The 26,441-nt window shown below is 63.8% G+C and carries 28 protein-coding genes and 1 tRNA gene; 8 read left to right on the top strand and 21 right to left on the bottom strand.

Features of this window, described 5'->3' with window-relative positions:
- Positions 1–3: 3 nt before the first annotated feature.
- The 12 genes from rlmN to trmJ all read right to left on the bottom strand — a co-directional run bounded on the left by rlmN (position 4) and on the right by trmJ (position 9,031).
- Positions 4–1,152, bottom strand: a complete 1,149-nt coding sequence (rlmN, locus tag E4487_RS03940) for a 23S rRNA (adenine(2503)-C(2))-methyltransferase RlmN (RefSeq protein WP_037049593.1) — start codon at positions 1,150–1,152, stop codon at positions 4–6.
- 28 nt (positions 1,153–1,180) lie between these two features.
- On the bottom strand, positions 1,181–1,612 hold the full coding sequence (gene ndk / locus E4487_RS03935) for a nucleoside-diphosphate kinase (RefSeq protein WP_037049596.1): 432 nt from the start codon (positions 1,610–1,612) through the stop codon (positions 1,181–1,183).
- Positions 1,613–1,795: 183 nt separating this feature from the next.
- Positions 1,796–1,996, bottom strand: a complete 201-nt coding sequence (gene iscX, locus E4487_RS03930; RefSeq protein ID WP_037049599.1) for a Fe-S cluster assembly protein IscX — start codon at positions 1,994–1,996, stop codon at positions 1,796–1,798.
- 16 nt (positions 1,997–2,012) lie between these two features.
- Positions 2,013–2,354 carry an ISC system 2Fe-2S type ferredoxin gene (gene fdx / locus E4487_RS03925; RefSeq protein ID WP_037049601.1) on the bottom strand — a complete coding sequence of 114 codons (342 nt, stop codon included), beginning with the start codon at positions 2,352–2,354 and terminating at the stop codon, positions 2,013–2,015.
- A 3-nt stretch (positions 2,355–2,357) separates the two neighbouring features.
- Positions 2,358–4,223 (bottom strand): Fe-S protein assembly chaperone HscA, encoded by a 1,866-nt coding sequence (gene hscA / locus E4487_RS03920; RefSeq protein ID WP_175252755.1) that lies wholly within the window; start codon positions 4,221–4,223, stop codon positions 2,358–2,360.
- Between the two features lie 45 nt (positions 4,224–4,268).
- Positions 4,269–4,790 (bottom strand): co-chaperone HscB, encoded by a 522-nt coding sequence (gene hscB, locus E4487_RS03915; protein WP_037049605.1) that lies wholly within the window; start codon positions 4,788–4,790, stop codon positions 4,269–4,271.
- A gap of 9 nt (positions 4,791–4,799) precedes the next feature.
- On the bottom strand, positions 4,800–5,123 hold the full coding sequence (gene iscA, locus E4487_RS03910; protein WP_021442761.1) for an iron-sulfur cluster assembly protein IscA: 324 nt from the start codon (positions 5,121–5,123) through the stop codon (positions 4,800–4,802).
- A gap of 13 nt (positions 5,124–5,136) precedes the next feature.
- Positions 5,137–5,523: a Fe-S cluster assembly scaffold IscU gene (gene iscU / locus E4487_RS03905; protein ID WP_017362576.1), complete on the bottom strand. Its 387-nt coding sequence runs from the start codon at positions 5,521–5,523 to the stop codon at positions 5,137–5,139.
- A gap of 71 nt (positions 5,524–5,594) precedes the next feature.
- Positions 5,595–6,809: an IscS subfamily cysteine desulfurase gene (locus E4487_RS03900; RefSeq protein ID WP_047587601.1), complete on the bottom strand. Its 1,215-nt coding sequence runs from the start codon at positions 6,807–6,809 to the stop codon at positions 5,595–5,597.
- Positions 6,810–6,839: 30 nt separating this feature from the next.
- Positions 6,840–7,337 carry a Fe-S cluster assembly transcriptional regulator IscR gene (gene iscR / locus E4487_RS03895; protein WP_037049610.1) on the bottom strand — a complete coding sequence of 166 codons (498 nt, stop codon included), beginning with the start codon at positions 7,335–7,337 and terminating at the stop codon, positions 6,840–6,842.
- A 136-nt stretch (positions 7,338–7,473) separates the two neighbouring features.
- On the bottom strand, positions 7,474–8,259 hold the full coding sequence (gene cysE / locus E4487_RS03890; RefSeq protein WP_037049612.1) for a serine O-acetyltransferase: 786 nt from the start codon (positions 8,257–8,259) through the stop codon (positions 7,474–7,476).
- A complete protein-coding gene (trmJ, locus tag E4487_RS03885; protein ID WP_037049613.1) occupies positions 8,252–9,031 on the bottom strand; it encodes a tRNA (cytosine(32)/uridine(32)-2'-O)-methyltransferase TrmJ in 780 nt (259 codons plus the stop codon). The genes cysE and trmJ overlap by 8 nt, the downstream gene beginning before the upstream one ends.
- 145 nt (positions 9,032–9,176) lie before the next feature.
- Between trmJ and suhB the strand changes: the two genes are divergently transcribed.
- Positions 9,177–9,992, top strand: coding sequence for an inositol-phosphate phosphatase (gene suhB, locus E4487_RS03880; RefSeq protein ID WP_047587606.1), 816 nt, complete (start codon positions 9,177–9,179; stop codon positions 9,990–9,992).
- 57 nt (positions 9,993–10,049) lie between these two features.
- On the opposite strand, the gene E4487_RS03875 is transcribed toward suhB, so the two are convergent.
- The 7 genes from E4487_RS03875 to E4487_RS03845 all read right to left on the bottom strand — a co-directional run bounded on the left by E4487_RS03875 (position 10,050) and on the right by E4487_RS03845 (position 16,932).
- On the bottom strand, positions 10,050–10,592 hold the full coding sequence (locus tag E4487_RS03875; RefSeq protein WP_037049619.1) for a glycine zipper 2TM domain-containing protein: 543 nt from the start codon (positions 10,590–10,592) through the stop codon (positions 10,050–10,052).
- 118 nt (positions 10,593–10,710) lie between these two features.
- Positions 10,711–11,628, bottom strand: coding sequence for a protein translocase subunit SecF (gene secF / locus E4487_RS03870; RefSeq protein ID WP_175252754.1), 918 nt, complete (start codon positions 11,626–11,628; stop codon positions 10,711–10,713).
- Between the two features lie 9 nt (positions 11,629–11,637).
- Positions 11,638–13,506 carry a protein translocase subunit SecD gene (gene secD, locus E4487_RS03865; protein WP_152489432.1) on the bottom strand — a complete coding sequence of 623 codons (1,869 nt, stop codon included), beginning with the start codon at positions 13,504–13,506 and terminating at the stop codon, positions 11,638–11,640.
- Between the two features lie 67 nt (positions 13,507–13,573).
- Positions 13,574–13,903 carry a preprotein translocase subunit YajC gene (yajC, locus tag E4487_RS03860; RefSeq protein WP_037049627.1) on the bottom strand — a complete coding sequence of 110 codons (330 nt, stop codon included), beginning with the start codon at positions 13,901–13,903 and terminating at the stop codon, positions 13,574–13,576.
- A 40-nt stretch (positions 13,904–13,943) separates the two neighbouring features.
- Positions 13,944–15,059, bottom strand: a complete 1,116-nt coding sequence (tgt, locus tag E4487_RS03855) for a tRNA guanosine(34) transglycosylase Tgt (RefSeq protein WP_172979227.1) — start codon at positions 15,057–15,059, stop codon at positions 13,944–13,946.
- 20 nt (positions 15,060–15,079) lie between these two features.
- Positions 15,080–16,123 (bottom strand): tRNA preQ1(34) S-adenosylmethionine ribosyltransferase-isomerase QueA, encoded by a 1,044-nt coding sequence (gene queA / locus E4487_RS03850; protein ID WP_150606211.1) that lies wholly within the window; start codon positions 16,121–16,123, stop codon positions 15,080–15,082.
- 35 nt (positions 16,124–16,158) lie between these two features.
- A complete protein-coding gene (locus E4487_RS03845) occupies positions 16,159–16,932 on the bottom strand; it encodes an ABC transporter substrate-binding protein (protein WP_175252753.1) in 774 nt (257 codons plus the stop codon).
- Positions 16,933–17,135: 203 nt separating this feature from the next.
- Here E4487_RS03845 and E4487_RS03840 point away from each other — a divergent pair.
- The 3 genes from E4487_RS03840 to E4487_RS03830 all read left to right on the top strand — a co-directional run bounded on the left by E4487_RS03840 (position 17,136) and on the right by E4487_RS03830 (position 18,429).
- Positions 17,136–17,220 (top strand) — tRNA-Leu (locus tag E4487_RS03840).
- Between the two features lie 334 nt (positions 17,221–17,554).
- Entirely contained in the window at positions 17,555–17,767 is a 213-nt protein-coding gene (locus E4487_RS03835) for a cold-shock protein (protein WP_003298189.1), read from the top strand.
- 164 nt (positions 17,768–17,931) lie between these two features.
- Positions 17,932–18,429 (top strand): RDD family protein, encoded by a 498-nt coding sequence (locus E4487_RS03830; RefSeq protein ID WP_037049632.1) that lies wholly within the window; start codon positions 17,932–17,934, stop codon positions 18,427–18,429.
- 57 nt (positions 18,430–18,486) lie between these two features.
- Here the strand turns inward: E4487_RS03830 and lptG are convergent, their stop codons facing one another.
- Positions 18,487–19,551, bottom strand: coding sequence for an LPS export ABC transporter permease LptG (gene lptG / locus E4487_RS03825; protein ID WP_134676976.1), 1,065 nt, complete (start codon positions 19,549–19,551; stop codon positions 18,487–18,489).
- The gene (gene lptF / locus E4487_RS03820) at positions 19,544–20,668 is read right to left on the bottom strand and encodes an LPS export ABC transporter permease LptF (protein WP_175252752.1); all 1,125 of its coding nucleotides are present in this window, start codon (positions 20,666–20,668) and stop codon (positions 19,544–19,546) included. The genes lptG and lptF overlap by 8 nt, the downstream gene beginning before the upstream one ends.
- A 143-nt stretch (positions 20,669–20,811) precedes the next feature.
- Between lptF and E4487_RS03815 the strand changes: the two genes are divergently transcribed.
- The 4 genes from E4487_RS03815 (at position 20,812) to E4487_RS03800 (ending at position 26,316) form a co-directional block, all read left to right on the top strand.
- Positions 20,812–22,299, top strand: a complete 1,488-nt coding sequence (locus E4487_RS03815; protein ID WP_152489454.1) for a leucyl aminopeptidase — start codon at positions 20,812–20,814, stop codon at positions 22,297–22,299.
- Between the two features lie 93 nt (positions 22,300–22,392).
- Positions 22,393–22,812: a DNA polymerase III subunit chi gene (locus E4487_RS03810; RefSeq protein WP_152489455.1), complete on the top strand. Its 420-nt coding sequence runs from the start codon at positions 22,393–22,395 to the stop codon at positions 22,810–22,812.
- Between the two features lie 60 nt (positions 22,813–22,872).
- The gene (locus E4487_RS03805) at positions 22,873–23,316 is read left to right on the top strand and encodes a DNA polymerase III subunit chi (protein ID WP_175252751.1); all 444 of its coding nucleotides are present in this window, start codon (positions 22,873–22,875) and stop codon (positions 23,314–23,316) included.
- Between the two features lie 168 nt (positions 23,317–23,484).
- Positions 23,485–26,316 (top strand): valine--tRNA ligase, encoded by a 2,832-nt coding sequence (locus tag E4487_RS03800; protein ID WP_134676973.1) that lies wholly within the window; start codon positions 23,485–23,487, stop codon positions 26,314–26,316.
- Positions 26,317–26,441 lie beyond the last annotated feature (125 nt).

Raw genomic sequence — 26,441 nt, 5'->3', positions numbered from 1 at the left:
TCTTCAATTTCGATTGGCGGCATTGCGCGGCTCTTGAGCCTCGCTGCCCAGCTGGCGCACGGCGATGTAACGCTCGCTGCGCCGAGTACGGTCCATGACCTGGCCCACCAGCTGGCCGCAGGCGGCATCGATATCGTCACCACGGGTGGTGCGTACCGTGACGTTATGGCCAGCCTTGTGCAACAGGTCCTGGAAGCGGCGAATGGCGTTATTGCTCGGCCGCTCGTACCCCGAGAAGGGGAAGGGATTAAACGGAATCAGGTTGATCTTGCAAGGGACATCGGCAAGAAGTGCGATCATCTGCTCAGCATGCTCGGGCTGATCGTTGACACCCTTGAGCAGGGTGTACTCGATGGTCAGCACGCGCTTCTCGCCCAGTTTGGAGATATAACGCTTGCACGCGGCCAGCAGCATCTCCAGGGGATACTTCTTGTTGATCGGCACCAGCTGGTTGCGCAGCTCGTCGTTCGGCGCATGCAGCGACAGCGCCAGCGACACGTCGATCACTTCGGCCAGCTTGTCGATCATCGGCACCACGCCGGAGGTGGACAGCGTCACCTTGCGCTTGGAAATGCCGTAGCCGAGGTCATCCATCATGATCTGCATGGCGGAGACGACGTTGTCGAAGTTCAGCAGCGGCTCGCCCATGCCCATCATCACCACGTTGGTGATGGCACGGTCGATCTTGGCCGGCACGCTGCCGAAGGATTTGCTGGCGATCCACACCTGGCCGATGATCTCGGCGCTGGTCAGGTCGCTGTTGAAACCTTGCTTGCCGGTGGAGCAGAAGCTGCAATCCAGGGCACAGCCGGCCTGCGACGACACGCACAGGGTGCCGCGGCCATTCTGCGGGATGTACACGGTTTCCACGCAGCTGCCCGACGCCACACGCACCACCCACTTGCGCGTGCCATCGGCGGAAATATTTTCGCTGACCACTTCAGGGCCGCGAATCTCGGCAGAGGCCTCGAGCTTTTCGCGCAAGGCCTTGCCGACATTGGTCATGGCGGCGAAATCATCGACGCCAAAGTGGTGAATCCACTTCATCACCTGGCCGGCACGAAAGCGCTTCTCGCCGATGGACTCGAAGAACTGTTCCATTTCCGGCTGGGTCAGGCCCAGCAGGTTGATCTTGCCGGTGGTATTGGTCATGGCTTCACCCTCGCATCATTCGCTTCGATCAGCGAATGCGCGCGCACTGCTCGGTAGCGGAGAAGAAGTAAGCGATCTCGCGAGCGGCAGAAGCTTCGGAATCCGAACCGTGAACAGCGTTCTCGTCGATGGAAACGGCGAAGTCAGCACGGATGGTGCCGGCAGCCGCTTCTTTCGGGTTGGTGGCGCCCATCAGCTCGCGGTTCTTCAGGACGGCGTCTTCGCCTTCCAGAACCTGGACGATGACCGGACCGGAGGTCATGAAGGCAACCAGATCCTTGAAGAAGCCGCGCTCGCTGTGCTCAGCGTAGAAACCGGCAGCTTCGCGCTCGGACAGTTGCACCATCTTCGAAGCGACAACGCGCAGGCCGGCCTTTTCGAAACGGGTGGTGATCTCACCGATGACGTTCTTGGCAACGGCGTCAGGCTTGATGATGGAGAAAGTACGTTGAACAGCCATGTGAAGCTCCAGAAACTTTAGGGTTAAAGCGAAAAATTAAACCCGCGAATTATACGCGGGTTCTGAGATGGCAGCCACAGGCGACTCGCCTCCAGCTGCAAGTAAACGCTACGAGATGAAGCTCCGCGACCGGCAGACGACCGGGAACTGCGGTTTCACGCCCCGCAGGCGAGCGGCGTCGCGCTACTCGGCCTCTTCGATCCAGGCAGCCTGGATCGCCTCGAGGACCTTCTCGCCGCCCCGCTGCGGATCATCGGAGAACTGCGGCAACTCCACGACCCAGCGGTGCAGATCGACGAAGTTCACGTAACGCGGATCGACATCCGGCTTCTGCTCGCTCAGCTCGATGGCGATATCCAGCACATCAACCCATTTCAGACTCATGCTCGTGCTTCCTGGGTCAATGCGGCGCTTCGGCCGCGTGGTTCAGCGAATACTTGGGAATCTCGACGGTGAGGTCTTCCTCGCCGACGATGGCCTGACAGGCCAGACGCGACTGCGCCTCGAGCCCCCAGGCCTTGTCCAGATAATCCTCTTCCAGCTCGTCAGCCTCGTTCAGCGAGTCGAAACCCTCGCGCACGATGCAGTGGCAGGTGGTGCAGGCACACACGCCGCCACAGGCGCTTTCCATTTCGATATGGTGCTCATGAGCCAGCTCGAGGATGGAGACGCCAGGCTCGGCCTCGACCACCAGGCCATCCGGGCAGAACCTTTCATGGGGCAGAAAAATCACCTGCGGCATCAGTTATTCCTCGATCTCATTCAAATTGCGCCCGGCCAGCGCGGCTTTAACCGTTGAATCCAGGCGCCGCGCGGCGAACGCATCCGTGACCTGCGACAGGCGCTTGGTCTGCCGCTCGATGGCCGGACCATCGCTACCCGCGAGCAGATCGCGCAGCTCCTGCACCTGCAATTCGATGACCTCGCGCTCCTCGGCATCCAGCAGACGCTCGCCGTCGGCCTCCAGCGCAGCTTCCACGGCTTCGATCAGGCGCTGGGCGTCGACCTGCTGCTCGCGCAACGCACGCGCAGCCTTGTCACCCCCGGCATTCTGGAAGGAATCCTGCAGCATGCGTGCGATCTCGCCATCGGTCAGGCCATAGGACGGCTTGACCTGAATGCTCGCCTCGACGCCCGAGCCCAGCTCACGCGCCGCGACACTGAGCAGGCCATCGGCATCGACCTGGAAGGTCACGCGGATCTTGGCCGCCCCGGCCACCATCGGCGGGATGCCACGCAACTCGAAACGCGCCAGGGAGCGGCAATCGGCGATCAGCTCGCGCTCACCCTGCAGCACGTGAATCATCATGGCCGTCTGGCCATCCTTGTAGGTGGTGAAGTCCTGCGCCCGCGCCACCGGAATGGTGGTGTTGCGCGGAATCAGCTTCTCCATCAGGCCGCCCATGGTCTCCAGACCGAGCGACAGCGGAATCACATCGAGCAGCAGCAGCTCCTCGCCATCGCCACGCTGATTGCCGGCCAACGTGTCGGCCTGAATGGCGGCACCGATGGCCACCACCTGATCCGGATCGATATTGGTCAGCGGCGTGCGCCCGAACAGCTCACCAACCGCTTCGCGTACCCGTGGCACACGGGTGGAGCCACCGACCATCACCACCGCGCTGACGTCCTCCAGCTCGACACCGGAATCACGCAGCGCACGCCGGCAGGCCTTGAGGCTGCGCGCGACCATGGGCTCGATCAGCGCTTCGAACTGCGCCCGCGACAGCGAGCCACGCCATTCGGCGAAGCTCAGCTCGACCGTCTCGGCGTCGGTCAGCGCCTCTTTCGCGGCACAGGCGGCCTGCAGCAGACCGCGCTGCGTGGCCGGGTCGAGGTCACTGGACAGACCGGCCTGCTGGATGATCCAGTCAGCCAGGGCGTGGTCGAAATCATCGCCGCCCAGGGCACTGTCGCCGCCCGTGGCCAGCACCTCGAACACCCCACCAGTGAGGCGCAGAATCGACACATCGAACGTGCCGCCACCCAGGTCATAGATGGCGACCACGCCCTCGGCCTTCTGATCCAGGCCGTAGGCAACCGCAGCAGCAGTGGGCTCGTTGAGCAGGCGCAGGACGTTGAGACCGGCGACTCGCGCCGCATCCTTGGTCGCCTGACGCTGGGCATCATCGAAATAGGCCGGCACGGTGATCACCGCGCCGACCAGTTCGCCACCCAGGGTCTGCTCCGCGCGCAGGCGCAGGGTCTTGAGAATTTCGGCCGAGACTTCGACGGGGCTCTTCGCGCCCTGCACCGTCTCGATGAAGGGCATGTGCGACTCGCCCGCAGCGAAGCGGTATGGCAGCTGCTCGCCGAGCTGGTGCACATCGGCGACGCCGCGCCCCATCAGGCGCTTGACCGACAGCACGGTGTTGAAGGGGTCACTGGCAGCCGCCTGCTTGGCTGATTCGCCCACCTCGACATGATCCGGGTGGTAGCGCACCGCCGAAGGCAGGATGACCCCGCCCTCATCGTCCGCCAGAGGCTCGGCCAGACCACTGCGTACAGCGGCGACCAGCGAATTGGTGGTGCCCAGGTCGATGCCCACCGCCAGCCTGCGCTGGTGCGGTTGCGGGCTCTGTCCTGGCTCGGCGATCTGCAATAAGGCCATGGTCTTCTTGAAATCATCAGGCGGATTGCCGAGGCAACCCACAGGTTAATCGTCGAGGCGCTCTTCTAGTTGGCGCACTTCATGAGAGAGCTTGTCGAGAAACTGCATCCGGCGCATCAGGCGTTCGGCTTCCTCGCGGCGAGCCTCATCGTCCCAGCATTCGGCGAAGCGCTCGTTGAGCTGCTCCTGCGCAGTTTTCAGGCGCCGCTTGAAGACGGCGACACCGGCAAGGTCGGCGTCGTCCTGCAACTCCTCCAGCTCTTCGCGCAGCTGCATCTGCTGCAGCAGGAAGTCCGGATCCTGCACCGTCACTTCCAGCGGCAGCTCGGGGCCGCGCATGGCCAGCAGGTAGCGCGCACGCTGCGAGGGCGTCTTGAGGACCTGATAGGCCTCGTTGAGGCAGGCGGAACGCTCAAGCGCCAGGCGCTGCTCACGCTCGCCAGCGTCGGCGAATCGATCGGGATGCACCTGGCGCGCCAGCTCGCGGTAACGCGCAGCCAGCTGCTCCAGGTCGAGGCGAAAGCTCGGCTGCAGGTCGAACAGGGCGAAATGACAAGGATTACCCACGCGAGCGCCTCAAACGTTGAAGCTCTCGCCGCAGCCACACTCGCCGCGCACGTTGGGGTTGTTGAACTTGAAGCCCTCGTTGAGGCCTTCCTTGACGAAATCCAGTTCGGTGCCGTCGAGATAGACCAGGCTCTTGGGGTCGATGATCACCTTGACGCCGTGACTCTCGAAAACCTGGTCCTCGGCCGCCAGCTCATCGACGAACTCGAGAACATAGGCCAGGCCGGAACACCCGGTAGTGCGCACACCGAGGCGAATGCCTTCGCCCTTGCCGCGCCCATCCAGGGAGCGCTGCACGTGGCGGGCAGCTGCTTCAGACATGGTGATGGCCATTGCAAACCTCGTATCAGAGCAAGCCTTTCTTCTGCTTGTAATCGCGCACGGCCGCCTTGATGGCGTCCTCGGCGAGCACGGAGCAGTGGATCTTCACCGGCGGCAGCGCCAGTTCTTCGGCCAGCTGGGTATTCTTGATGCTTTCCGCTTCGTCGAGGGTCTTGCCCTTCATCCACTCGGTAGCGAGGGAGCTGGAAGCGATCGCCGAGCCGCAGCCGTAGGTCTTGAACTTGGCGTCTTCGATGACACCGCTCTCGCTGACCTTGATCTGCAGGCGCATCACGTCGCCGCAGGCCGGCGCACCGACCATGCCGGTGCCGACGTCCGGGTCCTCGGCATTCAGCTTGCCGACGTTGCGCGGGTTTTCGTAGTGGTCGATGACCTTGTCACTGTATGCCATGTTGTACTTCCTCTCTCATCAGGTACCGCTCTCCGGCGGAGCGCTCAGCGAACGATCCGCCTCGGCAGCTATCAGTGTGCTGCCCATTCCACGGAGGAAAGGTCGACACCTTCTTTGAACATATCCCACAGGGGCGACAGCTCGCGCAGCTTGTCCACGGCTTCGCGGACCTTGGCGGCGGCATAGTCGACCTCTTCCTCGGTCGTGAAACGGCCGAAGGTGAAGCGAATCGAGCTGTGCGCCAGCTCGTCGTTACGACCCAGGGCACGCAGCACGTAGGAAGGCTCCAGCGAAGCCGAAGTGCAGGCCGAGCCGGACGATACGGCCAGGTCCTTGAGCGCCATGATCAGCGACTCGCCCTCGACGTAGTTGAAACTCAGGTTCAGGTTGTGCGGCACGCGCTCGGTCAGGCTGCCGTTGACGTACAGCTCTTCCATGTCTTCGAGCTGGCTGTAGAAGCGGTCGCGCAAGGCGGTGATGCGCTGGTTCTCGGCAGCCATCTCCTGCTTGGCGATACGGAAGGCTTCGCCCATGCCGACGCACTGGTGCGTGGCCAGGGTGCCGGAGCGCATGCCGCGCTCGTGGCCACCGCCATGGGTCTGCGCTTCCAGACGCACACGCGGCTTGCGGCGCACGTACAGGGCACCGACGCCTTTCGGGCCGTAGGTCTTGTGCGCGGAGAAGGACATCAGGTCGACCTTCATCTTCTCCAGATCGATGTCCACCTTGCCGGTGGACTGCGCCGCATCGACGTGCAGCAGCACGCCACGGGAGCGGGTCAGCTCGCCGATGGCCGCGATGTCGTTGATGGTGCCGATCTCGTTGTTGACGTGCATCAGGGAAACCAGGGTGGTGTCCTCACGCAGCACGGCCTCGACCATCGCCGGCGTGATCAGGCCGTCTTCGCCCGGCTCCAGGTAGGTCACTTCGAAACCTTCGCGCTCGAGCTGGCGGGTGGTGTCCAGCACCGCCTTGTGCTCGATCTTCGAGGTGATGATGTGCTTGCCCTTGCTGCTGTAGAAGTGCGCGACGCCCTTGATGGCAAGGTTGTCGGACTCGGTGGCGCCACTGGTCCAGACGATCTCGCGCGGGTCGGCATTGACCAGCTCGGCGACCTGACGACGAGCGTTTTCCACGGCTTCCTCGGCTTTCCAGCCGAACACGTGAGAGCGCGAAGCCGGGTTACCGAAGTTACCGTCGACCAGCAGACACTCGCTCATCTTCTGCGCTACGCGCGGATCGACCGGCGTAGTAGCGGAATAATCGAGGTAGATCGGCAATTTCATTGGGTTTCTCCTATCAGGCAAACGCCCTGCTCATTCGATGGCAGACGCTTCAATCTTATCCAGATGCGGTGCAGTGCCTCTGCCGGAGCAGCGACGCTGATCCTGACGCAACGCGACTTCCTGCACCTCATGGCGTGCGACCAGATCAGCCAGGCTGATGCCGCTGAGGAATTCGTGAATCTGCTGACTGAGATCGCACCACAGATGGTGAGTCAGGCAGGTATCGCCGGCGTGGCAGTCGCCCTGCCCCTGGCAACGCGTCGCGTCGACGGACTCGTTGACCGCATCGATCACCTGCGCCACCTGGATGCCGCGCATGTCGCGCGACAACTGGTAGCCACCGCCCGGCCCGCGCACGCTGGACACCAGGCTGCCACGGCGCAGCTTGGCGAACAGTTGCTCGAGATAGGACAGGGAGATGCCCTGCCGCTCGGAGATGTCGGCCAGGGAAACGGGACCGTGCTGTGCGTGCAACGCCAGATCAAGCATGGCGGTAACGGCGTAACGGCCTTTGGTGGTCAGTCGCATGGCTCTACCACGAATCACTGAATTGCAGCGGAGTATGCGATTCCCGAGTATTTAAGTCAACTATAAGACCTATTGATTTACTCGGGATTGACCGCAAAAAGAGGCGGCATGATAGCAAATGCCGCCCCCTGGTGCATCACGCAGCGGGCTTGTCGCTTGCCTGCTGGTCCTTGCAGACGTCGGCGAAGTCTTCATCGCGCAGCGTCGGCAGGTCCTTGCCACAATAATCGCTGCCAAGCGCCGTCAGGGCCTTGCACATGCCTTCGAGACGCCCGTCGACGGCGTGCAGGTGATCGAGCAGCTGACCGATGGCACGCGCCACCGGGTCCGGCATGTCCTGCCCCACACCGTAGGCATCGAAGCCGATCTTCTCGGCCATGGCCTGGCGCTTGGCCTCCTGCTCGCCGTCGGACTTGACGATGATCTTGCCCGGAATACCGACCGCCGTGGCACCGGCAGGCACCGCCTTTGTCACCACCGCGTTGGAGCCGATCTTGGCACCGGCACCGACAGTGAACGGGCCGAGCACCTTGGCCCCCGCACCGACCACGACACCATCTTCCAGGGTCGGATGGCGCTTGCCCTTGTTCCAGCTGGTGCCCCCCAGGGTCACGCCCTGATACAGCGTCACGTCGTTACCGATCTCGGCAGTCTCGCCAATGACGATGCCCATGCCGTGGTCGATGAAGAAGCGCCGCCCGATCCTGGCCCCGGGATGAATCTCGATGCCGGTCAACCAGCGCCCGAAGTTGGACACCACGCGCGCCGGCCACTTCCACCCCGAACGCCAGAGCGAATGCGCGGCACGATGCAGCCAGACGGCATGCAGCCCGGGGTAGCAGGTCACGACCTCGAAGGTATTGCGCGCGGCCGGATCACGGTGAAATACGCTCTGGATATCTTCTCGCATGCGTTCAAACATCAGATTTCCCCTGCTTGTGAGGCTCTCCGCGCACGGCTTTCTCGGTCTCGGTGAGAATGCCGCGCAGGATATTCATTTCCAACTTGCTCACCGCACTGCGCCCATAGAGGCGACGCAGGCGAGTCATCAGGTGCCGGGGCTTCTGCGGATCGAGGAAGCCGATCATCACCAGCACGCGACGCAGATGACCGTAGAAGGACTCCAGTTCATCCGCAGTCGCCGCCTGGGAGTTGAGCACCGCCGTGGTCTCCAGCTTCTCCACCTTGGTCGGCAGATTCTGCGCTGTGAGCCAGGCCATCCGCACTTCGTAGACCAGCACCTGAACCGCCGCCGCCAGGTTCAGCGAGCTGAACTCCGGGTTCGACGGGATATGCACGTGATATTGACATCGCTGCAGCTCTTCGTTGGTCAGCCCGGCATATTCGCGACCGAACACCAACGCGACTTCGCCGCCGCCTGCGGCCTGCTCGCAACTGGTCACACCGCACTCGCGCGGATCGAGCAGCGGCCAGGGAATGCGCCGATCACGCGCACTGGTGCCGATCACCAGGCTGCAGCCGACCAGCGCCTCTTCCAGCGTTCCGACCACCTGCGCCGCATCGAGCACATCGGTGGCACCGGAGGCTCGCGCGACCGCATCACCACTGGGGAAATCCACGGGATCGACCAGCACCAGACGCGACAGGCCCATGTTTTTCATCGCCCGCGCAGCGCCGCCGATGTTGCCCGGATGACTGGTGTTGACCAAAACCACGCGAATATTTTCCAGCAACGCAGGCACTCTCAGTGAAGACAAGGGGGCAACGATCTTACCCAAGCCCTCAGATTAATGCCATGCAGCATACAGACGGCGCTTCATCGACAAAGGTTTTCTGCTAACATGGCCGGCTTTCTTTAACGCCCCAGGTGAACCTCCCATGCAGCCCATGCTGAATATCGCCCTGCGCGCCGCTCGCAGCGCCGGTGAAATGATCTTTCGCTCCATCGAGCGCCTGGATGTCATCTCGGTCGACGAGAAGGATGCCAAGGATTACGTCACCGAGGTCGACAAGGCCGCTGAACTGATGATCGTTCAGGCCATTCGCAAGGCCTACCCGACCCACAGCTTCCTGGGCGAGGAAGGCGGCGTGCTGGAAGGTAGCGGCGAAGGCGCCGACTATCAGTGGATCATCGACCCGCTGGACGGCACCACCAACTTCATCCGTGGCGTGCCGCACTTCGCCATCAGCATTGCCTGCAAATACCGCGGCCGCCTCGAGCACGCCATCGTCCTCGACCCGGTACGCCAGGAAGAATTCACCGCCAGCCGTGGCCGTGGCGCCGCCCTCAACGGCCGCCGCCTGCGCGTCAGCAACCGCAAGAGCCTCGACGGCGCCCTGCTCGGCACCGGCTTCCCGTTCCGCGATGGCCAGCTGGACCACCTGGACAACTACCTGAACATGTTCCGCAGCCTGACCGGCCAGACCGCCGGCATCCGCCGCGCCGGTGCCGCCAGCCTGGACCTGGCCTACGTCGCCGCCGGCCGCTTCGATGCCTTCTGGGAATTCGGCCTGTCCGAGTGGGACATGGCTGCAGGCGCCCTGCTGATCCAGGAAGCAGGCGGCCTGGTCAGCGACTTCAGCGGCGGCCACGACTTCCTCGAGAAGGGCCAGATCGTCGCTGGCAACACCAAGTGCTTCAAGGCCGTACTGACCGCCATTCAGCCGCACCTGGCACCCTCGATGAAGCGCTGAGTTTCAGCTGCGCAATAAAAAACGCCCCGAGGGGCGTTTTTTATTGGCGGCCATTTCTCACTGGGTCTGCTGCACAAGGACCAGCTCGCCCTTGTCGTTGAGCGGAATGCGACTGCCAGGATCACGATCCATGCGCACGCTGCCGACCTTCTCGCCCAGCTGGTACTTCACGTCGTAACCCACCAGCTTCTGGCTGGTATCGGTCACGGTATTGCAGCGCGTTTCTGTGGTGGTGTAGGTGTCACGCTGCTGCATGCCTTCCTGAATCTTGTTGCCGGCGTAGCCGCCGCCAACCGCACCCGCCACCGTGGCGATCTTCTTGCCGTTGCCGCCACCGATCTGGTTGCCCAGCAGGCCACCGGCGATAGCGCCAATGGCGGTACCGGCGATCTGATGCTGATCCTGCACCGGACGCTGACGCGTGACGGTCACGTCCTTGCACACTTCCCTCGGGGTCTTCACGGTTTCATTGACCGGCGTGACAGCCAGCACCTCGGCATAGTCCGGGCCACGATCAACCAGACTGTAGGTGGCCACGGCACCACCAGCGGTCACACCCACAGCACCCAGTACGGCACCTACCAACATTGACTTGTTCATTTTATGTGTCTCCCAGGCTCGGCGACTCGCGCCTCTCTCCTTGCCTAGGACAGCAAAAAGCCGCGGCAAGTTCGACTTGCCGCGGCTTTCGCTGACTTTCTAGACGTCCGTCACAACATCAGGGACGCCCGTCGTCGACCTCTGCATCGACCGCCGGAGGAATCAGGTCCTCGACGCTGAGCTTCAGCCACACCAGCACCGTGGCGCCGATGTAGACCGACGAGTAGGTACCCACCACCACACCGACCAGCAGGGTCAGCGCGAAGGCCGCCAGCACGTCACCACCGAAGAACAGCAGCGCCAGCAGCGCCAGTGCCGTGGACAACGAGGTGGCGATGGTACGCAGCAGGGTCTGGGTGATCGAGATGTCGACGTTCTCGATCAGCGACGTCTTGCGCAGCACGCGGAAGTTCTCGCGGATACGGTCATAGATGATGATGGTGTCGTTGAGCGAGTAACCGATCATCGCCAGCACCGCCGCCAGCACGGTCAGATCGAAGGGGATCTGGAAGAACGCCAGCACCCCCAGGGTGATGACCACGTCGTGCACCAGCGAGGCGATGGCACCGACGCCGAACTTCCACTGGAAGCGGAATGCCAGGTACAGCAGGATGCCGCCCAGGGCCAGGAGCATGGCGATGCCGCCCTGGTCGCGCAGCTCTTCACCCACCTGCGGACCGACGAACTCGACACGCTTGACCTCGAACTGCGTCGTCGCGTCCACCTTGCGCAGCGCCGCCGCGACCTGGTTGCCCAGGTCCGCGTCGTCACCGGCGAGGCGCACCAGCACATCGGTGCTGGCGCCGAAGCTCTGCACCACGGCATCGACGTAGCCTGCCTGGCCCAGCTCGTTCTTGATCAGATCCAGGTCGGCCGGCTGCTCGTACTGCAGCTCGATCAGGGTACCGCCGGTGAAGTCCAGACCGAAGTTCAGGCCCTTGGCGAACAGCGCACCCAGGCCGACGATGGTCAGCACGACGGTCATTGCGAAGGCGATGTTGCGGATCGCCATGAAACGAATGGTTGACTTGATCATGGCTGCACCTCAGATCCACAGCTTCTTGACGTTGCGACCACCGAAGATCAGGTTGACCAGACCTCGGGTGAACATGATGGCTGTGAACATCGAGGTCACGATCCCCAGCGACAGCGTCACCGCGAAGCCCTTGACCGGGCCGGTGCCCATCGCGAACAGGATGCCGCCCACCAGCAGGGTGGTCAGGTTACTGTCGAGAATCGCCGAGTAGGCACGATCGAAACCTTCATGAATCGCCCGCTGCACATGCAGCCCCTTGGCCAGCTCCTCGCGTATGCGCGAGAAGATCAGCACGTTGGCGTCCACCGCCATACCCAGGGTCAGCACGATACCGGCGATACCCGGCAGGGTCAGGGTCGCGCCGATCGCCGACATCAGACCGACCAGCAGCACCAGGTTGAACGCCAGCGCCACGGTCGCCAGCACACCGAAGAAGCGATAGATGGCGATGATGAACAGCGCCACGAAGATCATCGCCCACTCGGTGGACTCGATACCCTTGGCGATGTTCTCGGCACCCAGGCTCGGGCCGATGGTGCGTTCTTCAGCGAAGTACATCGGTGCAGCCAGGCCACCGGCACGCAGCAGCAGCGCAAGCTCGGAAGACTCGCCCTGACCGTTCAGGCCGGTGATGCGGAACTGGCTACCCAGCGCCGACTGGATGGTCGCCAGGCTGATGATCTTCTTCTCTTCGACGAAGGTCGGCACGGCGACCTCCTGCTCGACACCGTCGACGGTCTGGCGCACGTAGCGGGTGACCGGCTTCTGTTCGATGAAGATCACCGCCATGCTGCGCCCGACGTTGTTGCGGGTGGCGCGGTTCATCAGGTCGCCGCCATGGCCATCGAGACGAATGTTCACCTGCGGGCGACCGTTCTCGTCGAAGCTGGCCTGCGCGTCGGTGACCTGGTCACCGGTGATGATCAGCTCACGCTCAAGCTGTACCGGCGGACGACCGGCCTCGCGGAATTCGAAATCCTCGGTCGCACCACGCGGCGCGTCCAGCTCGGCCTGCAGACGGAACTCCAGGTTGGCGGTCTTGCCGAGAATACGCTTGGCCTCGGCAGTGTCCTGCACGCCCGGCAGCTCGACCACGATGCGGTTGGCACCCTGGCGCTGGACCAGCGGCTCGGCGACGCCCAGCTCGTTGACCCGGTTGCGCACGGTGGTGAGGTTCTGCTTGATCGAGTACTCGCGAATCTCGGCGATCTTGGCCTGGGTCAGTGCCAGTTGCAGGACCTGCTGACCACCACGCTCGACGCTGGTCAGTTCGAAGTCCTTGTAGTCCTTGCGGATCAGGCGCTCGGCATTGTCCAGCGTCTCGCTGTCGGCGAAGCCCAGCTGAATGCGGCCATTGCTTTCCGGCATGCTGCGGTAGCGCACGCGCTCCTTGCGCAGCAGGCTCTTGATCTCGCCTTCATAGACCTTGCGACGTACATCCAGCGCCTTGTCCATGTCGACTTCCAGCAGGAAGTGCACACCGCCGGAGAGGTCCAGGCCGAGCTTCATCGGGCTCGCGCCCAGGCTGCGCAGCCAGTCGGGTGTGGTCTGCGCCAGGTTCAGCGCCACCACGTAGTCATCACCCAGCGCACGGCGGACGATGTCCTTGGCCGGCAACTGGTCATCCTGCTTGGCCAGACGAATCAGGCCACCGCGACCACGCTCGTCGATGCTGGCGGCCTTGACCTGGATGCCCGCATCCTGCAGCGCCTTGCTGGCACGGTCGACATCCGCCTGCTCGATGGCCAGCGCCGAACTGGCGCCACTGACCTGGATCGCAGGATCGTCCGGATAGAGGTTGGGGATGGAGTAGACCAGACCGATCGCCAGCACGGCCAGGATCAGCAGGTACTTCCACAGAGGGTATTTATTGAGCATGAACGAGCCACCCGCTTATGACGCGGGGCGCTTAAAGCGCCCCGTCGAATGGAAACTATGAACCGAATCAGATGGCTTTCAGCGTGCCCTTGGGCAGGGTGGCGGCAATGGCCTGCTTCTGGAACTTCAGCTCGACGGTGTCAGACACCTCGATCACCACGAAATCATCAGTGACCTTGGAGACCTTGCCGGCGATGCCGCCGCTGGTGACCACTTCGTCGCCCTTCTGCAGACCGCCGAGCAGGTTCTTGTGCTCTTTGGCGCGCTTGGCCTGCGGACGCCAGATCATCAGATAGAAGATGACCAGGAAGCCGATCAGGAAGACCCACTCGAAACCGCTCCCTGCAGGGGCAGCAGCCGCGGTGTCAGCGTAGGCGGCGGGAATGAAAAAGCTCATGTAGCACTCCTAATGGAAAGGATCTTGAATCGTTCGGGAATCAGTCCAGCGGCGGCACAGGCAGGCCGCGCTTGGCATAGAAGGTTTCGACAAAGGCGGCCAATGTACCCTGTCCGATAGCCTCGCGCAAACCAGCCATAACCCGCTGATAATGCCGCAAGTTATGGATGGTATTGAGCATGCTGCCGAGCATTTCGCCGCATTTGTCCAGATGATGCAGGTAGGCGCGGGAGAAGTTTGTGCAGGTGTAACAGTCGCAGGTCGGGTCCAGCGGCGAATCGTCGTGCTTGTGCACCGCGTTGCGGATCTTCACCACGCCGGTATCGACGAACAGGTGACCGTTGCGGGCGTTGCGCGTCGGCATCACGCAGTCGAACATGTCGACGCCGCGACGCACGCCCTCGACCAGGTCCTCGGGCTTGCCGACGCCCATCAGGTAGCGCGGCTTGTCGGCCGGCATCTGCGGCGGCAGGTAGTCGAGCACGCGGATCATCTCCTCCTTCGGCTCACCCACCGACAGGCCGCCAATGGCCAGGCCGTCGAAGCCGATTTCGCAGAGGCCGTCGAGCGAGCGCTTGCGCAGCTCCTCGTGCATACCGCCCTGGACGATGCCGAACAGCGCAGCCGTGTTCTCGCCATGCGCGTCCTTGGAGCGCTTGGCCCAACGCAGCGACAGCTCCATGGAGCGCTTGGCCACGTCGAACTCGGCCGGATACGGCGTGCACTCGTCGAAGATCATCACGATGTCCGAACCGAGGTCGCGCTGCACCTGCATCGACTCTTCCGGCCCCATGAACACCTTGGCGCCATCGACGGGCGAGGCGAAGTACACGCCCTCTTCCTTGATCTTGCGCATGGCGCCCAGGCTGAACACCTGGAAGCCACCGGAATCGGTGAGGATCGGCCCCTGCCACTGCATGAAGTCGTGCAGATCGCCATGTTTCTTGATCACCTCCATCCCCGGGCGCAGCCACAGGTGGAAGGTGTTACCGAGGATGATCTGCGCGCCGATCCCCTCGACGTCACGCGGCAGCATGCCCTTGACCGTGCCATAGGTACCCACCGGCATGAAGGCCGGGGTCTCGACCACGCCACGCGGGAAGGTCAGGCGACCACGACGGGCCTTGCCGTCGGTGGCCAGCAACTCGAAGGACATGCGACAGGTGCGCGACATACTCAAACCTCGGGCCCGCGCGCGGCGGGATTGCGGGTGATGAACATGGCATCACCATAACTGAAGAAGCGATAACCCTGCGCCACGGCCTCGCGATAGGCCGCCATGGTCTCGGCATAACCGGCGAACGCCGACACCAGCATCAGCAGCGTCGACTCGGGCAGGTGGAAGTTGGTCACCAGGGCGTCGACCACATGGAACGGCCGGCCGGGGTAGATGAAGATGTCGGTGTCACCGCTGAAGGGCTTCAACTCGCCATCGCGGCCAGCGGTTTCCAGGGAACGCACGCTGGTGGTGCCCACCGCCACGACACGACCGCCGCGCGCGCGGCAGGCGGCGACCGCATCGACCACATCCTGGCCGACCTCCAGCCACTCGCTGTGCATGTGGTGGTCCTCGATACGCTCGACGCGCACCGGCTGAAAGGTGCCCGCGCCCACATGCAGGGTCACGAAGGCCGTCTCCACGCCCTTGCCACGAATGGCCGCCAGCAGCTCGTCATCGAAATGCAGCCCGGCGGTCGGCGCCGCCACCGCTCCGGCCTTCTGCGCATAGACGGTCTGATAGCGCTCGCGATCCGCCTCGTCATCCGGACGGTCGATATAGGGCGGCAACGGCATGTGTCCGACGCGCTCGAGCAGCGGCAGCACCGGCTCGGCGAAGCGCAGCTCGAACAGGGCGTCGTGGCGCGCGACCATCTCGGCCTCGCCACCGCCATCGATGAGAATCTGCGAGCCGGGCTTGGGCGACTTGCTCGAACGAACGTGCGCCAGCACGCGATACTGATCGAGCACACGCTCCACCAGCACCTCCAGCTTGCCGCCGGAGGCCTTCTGGCCGAACAGGCGCGCAGGGATCACGCGGGTGTTGTTGAACACCATGAGATCGCCGGGGCGCAACTGCTCCAGCACATCGGTGAACTGGCCATGACGCAGCTCGCCACTCGGGCCATCGAGCTGCAGCAAACGGCTGGCGCGACGCTCGGCCAGAGGATGGCGGGCGATCAGCGACTCGGGGAGATCGAAGTGAAAATCGGCAACACGCATGATTCGGCGGGGGTATTTCAGCAGGGCCGCAAAGCTTACCGGATTTCCCCTTGTCCGGCCACGTGAGCCTGCGGCGCGTACTCTGCGACGATACGCGCCAGGGTACCGTCCTCCTGCAGGGCCCTTATCGCCTCGTTGATCGCCGCCAGGTGCCCGGCATGGTCACGATGCAGGCGCAGACGCAACTGCGAGCGATTGATCACGGCGCCCTCCTCCACCTGCCAGCTCGGCGCCTGCAGTTGAGGATCGCGGCTTCTCAGGTAGCGCCACTCCAGCCGGTCGAGAATACCGGCCTCGCTGTGCCCCTGGGCGACCCGGAAGATCAGCGCATGGGCATCGGCACCATCGTTGCGCTGGAAATACTCGCTGCCCACATAGCCGTAGCCCCGCACCGTGGCGATGGAGCGGCCACGCAGGTCTTCGAGGTGCCGGAAGGGAAATCCCTTGCCCGGAGCGAAGAGCAGCATCTCTTCGGCATCCAGCACCGGCATGCTCCAGAGCGAAACCTCGGCCTGCCCGGCAGCGCGCCGCCAACTCTGGCTCACGCAACATTCGATCTGCACCTGCCCCTCGCGGAACAGCTTCTGCGTGCGCAGCGGCGGCAACGGGTGGCTGGCCTGCAGGTCGTCCGGCAGGCGCGCATCCAGCGCGATCATGAAATCGTGCAGGATGCCGCTGATCCGCTCGCCGTCGACAATCCAGTACGGCGCCCAGCTCTCATCGGTGACGGCATAGACCAACACCTCCGCCCGCACCACGGGCACGAGCGCCAGCCACAGCAGAATTGCCCGGCACAAGACTCTGACCACACTCCCCCTCCATGACCGGACTGCCCAAAGCCACCTATATAAGCACTCACCTCGGTGCGCTTGATGACAGACGTGATTCTAAGCACCGACGCAATAAAAAGTCAGATGCAGCGCTGCTACACAGTGTCCCAACCATAGCGTTGCCACGACAGCTGCGCCGATTGACCAGCGCAAGACGCGTCCCTATACTGCGCCGCCATCGTGCCCCGGTGGCGGAATCGGTAGACGCGGCGGATTCAAAATCCGTTTTCGAAAGGAGTGGGAGTTCGAGTCTCCCCCGGGGCACCACGACATGGCCCGCAAGACATTGGTCTTGCGGGCTTTTTCATTTCTGCACGAACAATCCATGCAATTGTTGCAATCCTGCTGTCGCTGCACTTTCCCAGTGCCTCGGCAGGCCCCGTAAAACCTGGCTGGCGACGTACCTGGCAGGGGTTGGCAATTGCGCAAAAGTTAGCGTAGAGTGATCGAACTGTTTGCATGGGTCGCTGTGAATCGTGACTCTGGTGCAGCAGATCATCTAGATCCGCTACATCCCGCTCGACTTCTATTACTCCTTGCAACCAGTCTCAGCCCTCTATACTCGGAGGCTGTCATCAACTCTAGTTTCAAGGAAAAAGACATGTCGAATCGTCAGAACGGTACCGTCAAGTGGTTTAACGACGAGAAAGGTTTTGGTTTTATCACTCCTGAAAGCGGTCCGGATCTGTTCGTGCACTTCCGCGCGATCGAAGGCAACGGCTTCAAGAGCCTGAAAGAAGGCCAGAAAGTCAGCTTCGTCGCTGTGCAAGGTCAAAAAGGCATGCAGGCCGACCAGGTTCAGATCCTGGGCTGATTGCCGCAGCTTTGAAAAACCCCTGATCTTCATCAGGGGTTTTTTATGCCTGTCGTTCGGCCCGCGCCCTGCAGCGCCAGGTAACAGATCAGCGAGACGCTTGTTTATCCCCTCCGCCCGCTCGCGGTTAGAATGGCGCGCACTTTCGTCACAGCGAGCCCATCATGCCGAAACACACGCTACGCCCGCAGGGAGACTTCCCCACTGCCGGGCTGATTCGTCGCCTGGCGGCCATCTTCTACGACTTCCTGCTTTGCGTCGCCCTGGTCATGGTCGTGACCCTGGCCTACCAGCAGGGCATCCTGCGCATGATCCACGGCGGCGATACGCTGAGAGCCATGGCCGAAGCCGGCGCGCTGGACCATGACCCGGTGCTCGCCAGCCTGGCACTGCTGTCGCTGTTCGCCTTCTTCGCCAAGTTCTGGACCCACAATGGCCAGACCCTGGGCATGCAGGCCTGGGGCCTGCGCATCCAGAATGCCGATGGCAGTGCCATCGACCTGTGGCAGGCCCTGCTGCGCTTCGTGGTCGCGATCGGCTCCTGGCTGTTCGCCGGGCTCGGCTTTCTCTGGCTGCTGTGGGACAAGCAGGGCCGTACCTGGCACGACATCTACTCGGGCAGCCGCGTCGTCCAGCTACCCAAGAACGTCCACAAGAAATAACCAATGGCACACATGAAAAAGCCGGTTCAATGAACCGGCTTTTTTTGTGGATCTGACTCAGCCTGCGCGCCGCAACAACCAGACGCCGGCCAGCGCACAGACACCAGCAGGCACCAGCACCGCCAGCAACGGCGAGAAGCCGAACACCAGGCTGGATGGGCCGAGCAGGTCCTGGGCGATACGGAACACGAACCCTACCAGCACGCCGGTGAACACGCGCTGCCCCAGGGTCACCGAACGCAGCGGGCCGAAGATGAACGAGATGGCCATCAGCACCAGCGCCCCGGTCACCAGCGGCTGCAGCAGCTTGGTCCAGAAGGCCAGCCAGTAACGCGCATTGTTCAGGCCCTGCTCCGCCAGGTAGTGGATGTACTGCCACAGGCCGGTGACCGACAGCGACTCGGGCTGCATCACCACGGTGTTCAGCAGTTCCGGATTGAGCTCGATATCCCAGCGCTCCTGGTCCTGCTTGACCACTTCGGAGCGGTCCTCGTGCAACAGGGTGGTCTGCACGTTGCGCAGCATCCAGTGGCTGTCGCGATACTCGGCACGACGGGCGAAGCTGGCCGACAGCAACCGGCGCTCGTCATCGAAGCGATAACGGGTCACCCCGAGCAGGACGCCATTGGGCTGCACGGCGTTGATGTGCACGTACTCCTGCCCCTGGCGATGCCACATGCCGCGCTTGGAACTCTGCGCAGCGCCCCCGCCCTGGGCCAGGGCACGATCGGCCTGGGCCTGGTTCTCGGTGAGCGGCGCGACGTACTCGCCGATCAGAATGCCGACCAGCATCAGTGCCAGCATGGGCTTCATCACGGCCCAGACGATGCGCCCGATGGACACGCCAGCGGCACGCATGATGGTCAGTTCGCTGTTGCTGGCCAGCGTGCCGAGGCCGATCAGGCAGCCGATCAGCGCCGCCATCGGCAGCATCTCGTAGGCGCGGCGCGGCGCGGTCAGCAGCACGTACCAGAGAGCCTGGCCGAGACCGTAGTCGCCCTTGTTCAGGTCACCCAGCTCATCGATGAAGGCGAACAGCAGCGCGAGGCCGAGAATGATGCCCAGCACCGCGAGAATGGCGATGAATACCTGCGCCCCGATGTAACGATCCAGCTTAGCCATGGGCCACCTCCGACACCGCCGCACGACGGCTGGCCCACCACAGACTCAGACGCTCCCAGTACAGCAACAACAAACCGATGGCCAGGAAGATGCCATGCACCCACCACAGCCCGAGCCCCGTTGGCAGGCGGCCCTTGTCCAGCGCGCCACGGGCGGCGATCAGCAGCCCCAGGTACGCCATATAGAGGAAGATCGCCGGCAGCAGCTTGAGGAAGCGCCCCTGGCGCGGGTTGACCTTCGACAGCGGCACGGCCAGCAGGGTGACCACGAACACCAGCAGCGGCAGGGACAGGCGCCACTGCAGCTCGGCCTGCAGCACCGGGTCGTCGCTGCCGAACAGATCGCGGGTCGGAATCGCCTCGCGTTCGTTGGCCTCGATGGCGACCTCGGGCTTGGGCAGCAGCACGCCGTAGGTGTCGTACTGGATGGCGCGGTAGTCGGCCTCACCCGGTTCGCCGTCGTAGCGGTAGCCGTTCTCCAGAATCAGGTAGCGGCTGCCATCGTCCTGGATTTCCTGGCGCCCGCTCTCGGCGACCAGCACGGTGATGCCGCGCTCGGAGGTGCCGTCGGTGGAGAAGCGCTTCTCCGACATGAACACACCACGCAGCTCGCTGCGGTCGGCGGAGAGTTCCTGCGAATAGGTCACCCGCGAGCCGTCGCGGATCGACTGGAAGCGCCCCGGCACCAGGGTGTCGAGTTCGGTCAGGGCGTCCTGCTGGTTGAGGATGCGCGCCACGCCGGCAACGCCTTGCGGCGCCAGGCCGAGGCTGAGCCAGCCCACCAGCAGAGCGACGATCAGGGCCGGCGCCAGGCTGTAGGCCGTCAGACGCTGCTGGCTGACACCGGTGGCGGACAGCACCGTCATCTCGCTGTCCAGGTACAGGCGACCGTAAGCCAGCAGAAAACCGAGGAACAGGCCCAGCGGCAGAATCAGCTGGAGGAAGCCTGGTATCCGGTAGCCCATGATCATGAACAGCACGCTGGGGTCGAGAACCCCCTGCGCTGCCTGGGCCAGGTATTTGATGAAACGACCACTCATGATGATCACCAGCAGTACGGCACTTACCGCACTGAGAGTTACCAGCACTTCGCGGGATAGATAACGGAAGACGATCAAACCGGACGCTCCAGGGTTGTCAGGCTCAGGCGCGAGCGCTCAAACTAGCCGCACCTACTTGCCGGCCCACCGCAGGGTGAGCCCTCGAAAAATGGCGGACATTATCCGTCAAACCTGACTCTTTGTCTTGGGGACAGCTCACTATGGAATTCCTCGTCAAAAGTACACGCCCGGAAACCCTGAAGACCGCTACCCTGGTCGTCGCCATCGGCGAAGGCCGCAAACTGAGTGAAACCGCCAAGGCGGTGGACCTGGCCAGCAAAGGCGCACTGAGCGCCGTGCTCAAGCGTGGCGACATCACCGGCAAACCGGGGCAGACCCTGCTGCTGCACAGCCTGCCGGGCCTCAAGGCCGAGCGCGTGCTGCTGGTGGGCTGCGGCAAGGGCGATCTGTCCGACCGTCAGCTGCGCAAACTGATTGCCAGCGTGCACGGCGTACTCAAGGGCCTGGGCGGCAGCGACGCCCTGCTCGCCCTCGGCGAACTCAAGGTCAAGGGCCGTGATGCCTACGGCAAGGCGCGCCTGATCGTGGAAACCCTGGCCGACGGCAGCTACCTGTTCGAGCAGTTCAAGAGCAAGAAAGCCGATCCTCGCGCACTGAAGAAGGTCACCCTGGCCGTCGACAAGGCCGAGCTGGCCGATGCCGAGCGCGCCCTGCAGCACGCCCGCGCCATCGCCGCCGGCGTGGCCTTCACCAAGGACCTGGGCAACCTGCCGCCGAACCTCTGCCACCCCAGCTACCTGGCCGAAGAGGCCAAGGCCCTGGGCAAGGCGTACAAGAACCTCAAGGTGGAAATCCTCGACGAGAAGAAGCTCAAGGAACTCGGCGCCGGCGCCTTCCTCGCCGTGGCACAGGGCAGCGAGCAGCCGCCGCGGATGATCGTCATGCACTACCAGGGCGGCAAGAAGGACGAGAAACCCTTCGCTCTGGTCGGCAAGGGCATCACCTTCGACACCGGCGGCATCAGCATCAAGCCGGCCGCCGGCATGGATGAGATGAAATACGACATGTGCGGCGCCGCCAGCGTGTTCGGCACCCTGAAAGCCGTGCTGGAACTGCAACTGCCGATCAACCTGGTGTGCCTGCTGGCCTGCGCCGAGAACATGCCCAGCGGCCGCGCCACCCGCCCCGGCGACATCGTCACCACCATGAGCGGGCAGACCGTGGAAATCCTCAACACCGACGCGGAAGGCCGCCTGGTGCTGTGCGATACCCTGACCTACGCCGAGCGCTTCAAGCCGCAGGCGGTGATCGACATCGCCACCCTCACCGGCGCCTGCATCGTCGCCCTGGGCAGCAACGTCTCCGGCCTGATGGGCAACAATGACGCCCTGATCAGGCAGATCCTCAAGGCCGGCGAAAGCGCCGACGACCGCGCCTGGCAGCTGCCGCTGCACGACGAGTACCAGGAGCAGCTCGACAGCCCGTTCGCCGACATCGCCAACATCGGCGGGCCGAAGGCCGGTACCATCACCGCCGGCTGCTTCCTGTCGCGCTTCGCCAAGAACTTCCACTGGGCGCACCTGGACATCGCCGGCACCGCCTGGATCAGTGGCGGCAAGGACAAGGGCGGCACCGGCCGACCGGTCCCGATGCTGACCCAGTACCTGCTGGATCGCGCCAAGGCCTGATGCCACTCCGTAGCCCGGATGCAATCCGCGGACATACAGCTGTCCCGGATTGCATCCGGGCTACGTCTGCCCTTTATCACCGCCGAAGAAATCATGCCCAGAATCGAGTTCTACGTCCTTTCCTCCAGCGACGCCCCCGGGCGCCTGCGGGCCGCCTGCCAGCTGGCACTGAAGGCCTGGAACGCCGGCCTGCCGGTGTTCCTGCGCGGCAGCGACGAGGCGCAGTGTGGCGAGCTCGATGACCTGCTCTGGCAGTTCAAGGCCGAGCGCTTCGTGCCCCATGACCTGCACCGCGATGCGCCGCTGTCGCCTGTGGTGCTGGGCACCGACGAGGTCCCCAGTGCCGAGCAGGGCGTGCTGATCAACCTCGGCAGCAGCCTGTCGCCGCATGTCGAGCGCTTTGCCCGCATCATCGAGATCGTCAACCAGCAACCGGAACTGCTGAACGCCTGTCGCGAGAATTTCCGCGCCTACCGCCAGCGCGGGTATGATCCGCAACGTGTCGAACTTTAGGGTCCGGCAACGCTCACACCCTTTGTCACACTGCCTTTTCCTATCGCTGCGCTGACCGTCATGGACACCCCCAAGCCTCCGCAAAAACCCGTTCAGTTGCTGCATGATCTGGAGTCGATCCGCGAGCTCCTGGGTGATGACAGCCACGAGCCACCGCTGCTGATCGACTCGCTCGATCCGGACAGCATCCCCGTGCTGTCCGACATCGTCAGCGCCCCGCCCGGCCCGCCTCCGCCGTTCCACGCCACGCCGGCCGCCCAGGCGAAACCGGCAGCGCAGCCGACGACGCCCAGCGAAGCGGCGCCCAGCCCGATACGCGAACGCCTGGAGCCGCGCCTGCACGACAGCGCCCGCGACCTGCAGCACCTCAATGGCGAGCTGCGCGCCGCAGCGCAACTGATTCTGCAGGATGTGATCGACGACTTCGTGCCGCAGATCGAAGCCGAACTCAAGCGTCGCCTCGAAGCCCGCCTGCCGCGCCTGCTGCCCCCGCGCAAACCCTGACGCGCCCCATGCCGGGCGGGCGCTACCCGCCAGGCTGCCGGCTGGCGGGTTCCCCGGCCCTGCGACTGCAGCGTTGCGCCGACCGACGCGCCGCCCTTACGCCGCCCGCTTGATCCCCGTTATACTTGTCGGCTTTTCCGATCAGCCGTCACAAGGGTCCCGCCGCGCATGGACAAGACCTACCAGCCGCACGCCATCGAATCCAACTGGTACCAGACCTGGGAGCAGAACGACTACTTCGCCCCACAAGGTAGCGGTGAGCCGTACACCATCATGATCCCGCCGCCGAACGTCACCGGCAGCCTGCACATGGGGCACGGCTTCAACAACGCCATCATGGATGCGCTGATCCGCTTCCGCCGCATGCAGGGCCGCAACACCCTGTGGCAGCCGGGCACCGACCACGCCGGTATCGCCACCCAGATGGTGGTGGAGCGCCAGCTGGCCGCCGATGGCATCGGCCGCCACGACCTGGGCCGCGAGAAGTTCCTGGAGAAGGTCTGGGAGTGGAAGAACCAGTCCGGCGGCACCATCACCCGGCAGATTCGCCGCCTGGGCTCGTCGGTCGACTGGTCGCGCGAGCGCTTCACCATGGACGACGGCCTGTCCGAAGCGGTCAAGGAAGCCTTCGTCCGCCTGCACGACGATGGCCTGATCTACCGTGGCAAGCGTCTGGTCAACTGGGACACCAAGTTCCACACCGCCATCTCCGACCTGGAAGTGGAAAACCACGACGAGAAAGGCTCGCTGTGGAACCTGCGCTACCCGCTGGCCGACGGCAAGAAGACCGCCGAAGGCAATGACTACCTGATCGTCGCCACCACCCGTCCGGAAACCATGCTCGGCGACAGCGCCGTGGCCGTGCACCCGGAAGACGAACGCTACAAGGCGCTGATCGGCAGCTATGTCGACCTGCCGCTGGTGGGCCGCCGCATCCCGATCATCGCCGACGACTACTGCGACCCCGAGTTCGGTACCGGCTGCGTGAAGATCACCCCGGCGCACGACTTCAACGACTATGAAGTGGGCAAGCGCCACAACCTGCCGCTGATCAACATCTTCGACAAGAACGCCGCCGTGCTGGCCACCGCCCAGGTGTTCAACCTCGACGGCAGCGTCAACGAACAGGTCGACGCGGGCATCCCGGCGCAATTCGCCGGCCTCGACCGCTTCGAGGCGCGCAAGCAGATCGTCGCAGCCTTCGAGGCGGCCGGCCTGCTGGAGAAGATCGAAGACCACGCGCTGAAAGTACCGAAGGGCGACCGCTCCGGCACCGTCATCGAGCCGTGGCTGACCGACCAGTGGTACGTCTCCACCAAGCCGCTGGCGGAAAAAGCCATCGCGGTGGTCGAGAGTGGCGAGATCCAGTTCGTGCCCAAGCAGTACGAGAACATGTACTTCAGCTGGATGCGTGACATCCAGGACTGGTGCATCAGCCGTCAGCTGTGGTGGGGCCACCGCATCCCGGCCTGGTACGACGAAGCCGGCAACGTCTACGTCGGTCGCGACGAAGCGGAAGTACGCGCCAAGTACAAGCTCGAAGGCGCCACCCTGCGTCAGGACGAAGACGTGCTGGACACCTGGTTCAGCTCCGGCCTGTGGACCTTCTCCACCCTCGGCTGGCCCGAGCAGACCGACTTCCTCAAGACCTTCCACCCCACCGACGTGCTGGTCACCGGCTTCGACATCATCTTCTTCTGGGTCGCCCGGATGATCATGCTGTCGACCCACCTGACCGGGCAGATTCCGTTCAAGACCGTCTACGTGCACGGCCTGGTGCGCGACGGCCAGGGGCAGAAGATGTCCAAGTCCAAGGGCAACGTGCTCGACCCGCTGGACATCGTCGATGGCATCACCCTCGACGAGCTGCTGGAAAAACGCACCAGCGGCATGATGCAGCCCAAGCTGGCCGAGAAGATCGCCAAGCAGACCAGGGCCGAGTTCCCCGAAGGCATCGCCAGCTACGGCACCGACGCCCTGCGCTTCACCTTCTGCTCGCTGGCCACCACCGGCCGCGACGTGAAGTTCGACATGGGCCGCGTCGAGGGCTACCGCAACTTCTGCAACAAGCTGTGGAACGCCGCCAACTTCGTCATCGAGAACACCGATGGCCAGGACACCGGCGTGAATGGCGAAGAGGTCGAACTGTCCTCGGTCGACCGCTGGATCATCAGCCAGCTGCAGCGCACCGAAGCCGAAGTCACCCGCCAGCTCGATGCCTTCCGCTTCGACCTGGCCACCCAGGCGCTCTACGAGTTCGTCTGGGACCAGTACTGCGCCTGGTACCTGGAGCTGGTCAAGCCGGTGCTGTGGGACGAGAACGCGCCGCTCGAGCGTCAGCGCGGCACCCGCCGCACCCTGGTGCGCGTGCTGGAAGTCATCCTGCGCCTGGCTCACCCGTTCATGCCGTTCATCACCGAAGAAATCTGGCAGCGCATCAAGGGCCAGGCCGCTGTGCAGGGCGACACCCTGATGCTGCAGCCATGGCCGGTGGCCAACGAGACCCGCATCGACGCCGCCGCCGAAGGCGATATCGAGTGGGTCAAGCAGCTGATGCTCGGCGTGCGCCAGATCCGTGGCGAGATGAAGATCTCCATGGCCAAGCGCATCGACATCATCGTGGCCAACGCCAGCGCCGAGGATCAGCGCCGCCTGGCCGATTTCGAGCCGCTGCTGAACAAGCTGGCCAAGCTGGAATCGGTACGCGTACTGGCTGCCGGTGAAGAAGCGCCGATGTCCGCCACCACCCTGGTCGGCGAAATGGAAGTGCTGGTGCCGATGGCCGGGCTGATCGACAAGGACGCCGAACTGGCGCGCCTGGACAAGGAGATCGGCCGCCTGGAAGGTGAAGTCAAACGTGTCGGCGGCAAGCTGAGCAACGAAGGCTTCGTCGCCAAGGCCCCTGCCGAAGTGCTGGAGAAGGAACGCGCCAAACTGGCCGAGGCCGAGCAGGCCCTGGCCAAGATGGTCGAGCAGCGCGGCAAGATCGCCGCACTCTGATCCCCCGGCGACACCCACAGGCCCGCGCCCCAACCGGCGCGGGCTTGTTTTTTCCAGGACGGGATTTCGGCCCTGACATCCCGCTGTGCGCCAGCGCCTGCTTCCATGCAGTCACAGCCGCGAGC

Source organism: Pseudomonas sp. BMW13 (assembly GCF_013357275.1).
GTDB lineage: Bacteria > Pseudomonadota > Gammaproteobacteria > Pseudomonadales > Pseudomonadaceae > Aquipseudomonas > Aquipseudomonas khazarica.
This window is presented reverse-complemented; position numbering and strand designations above follow the sequence as displayed.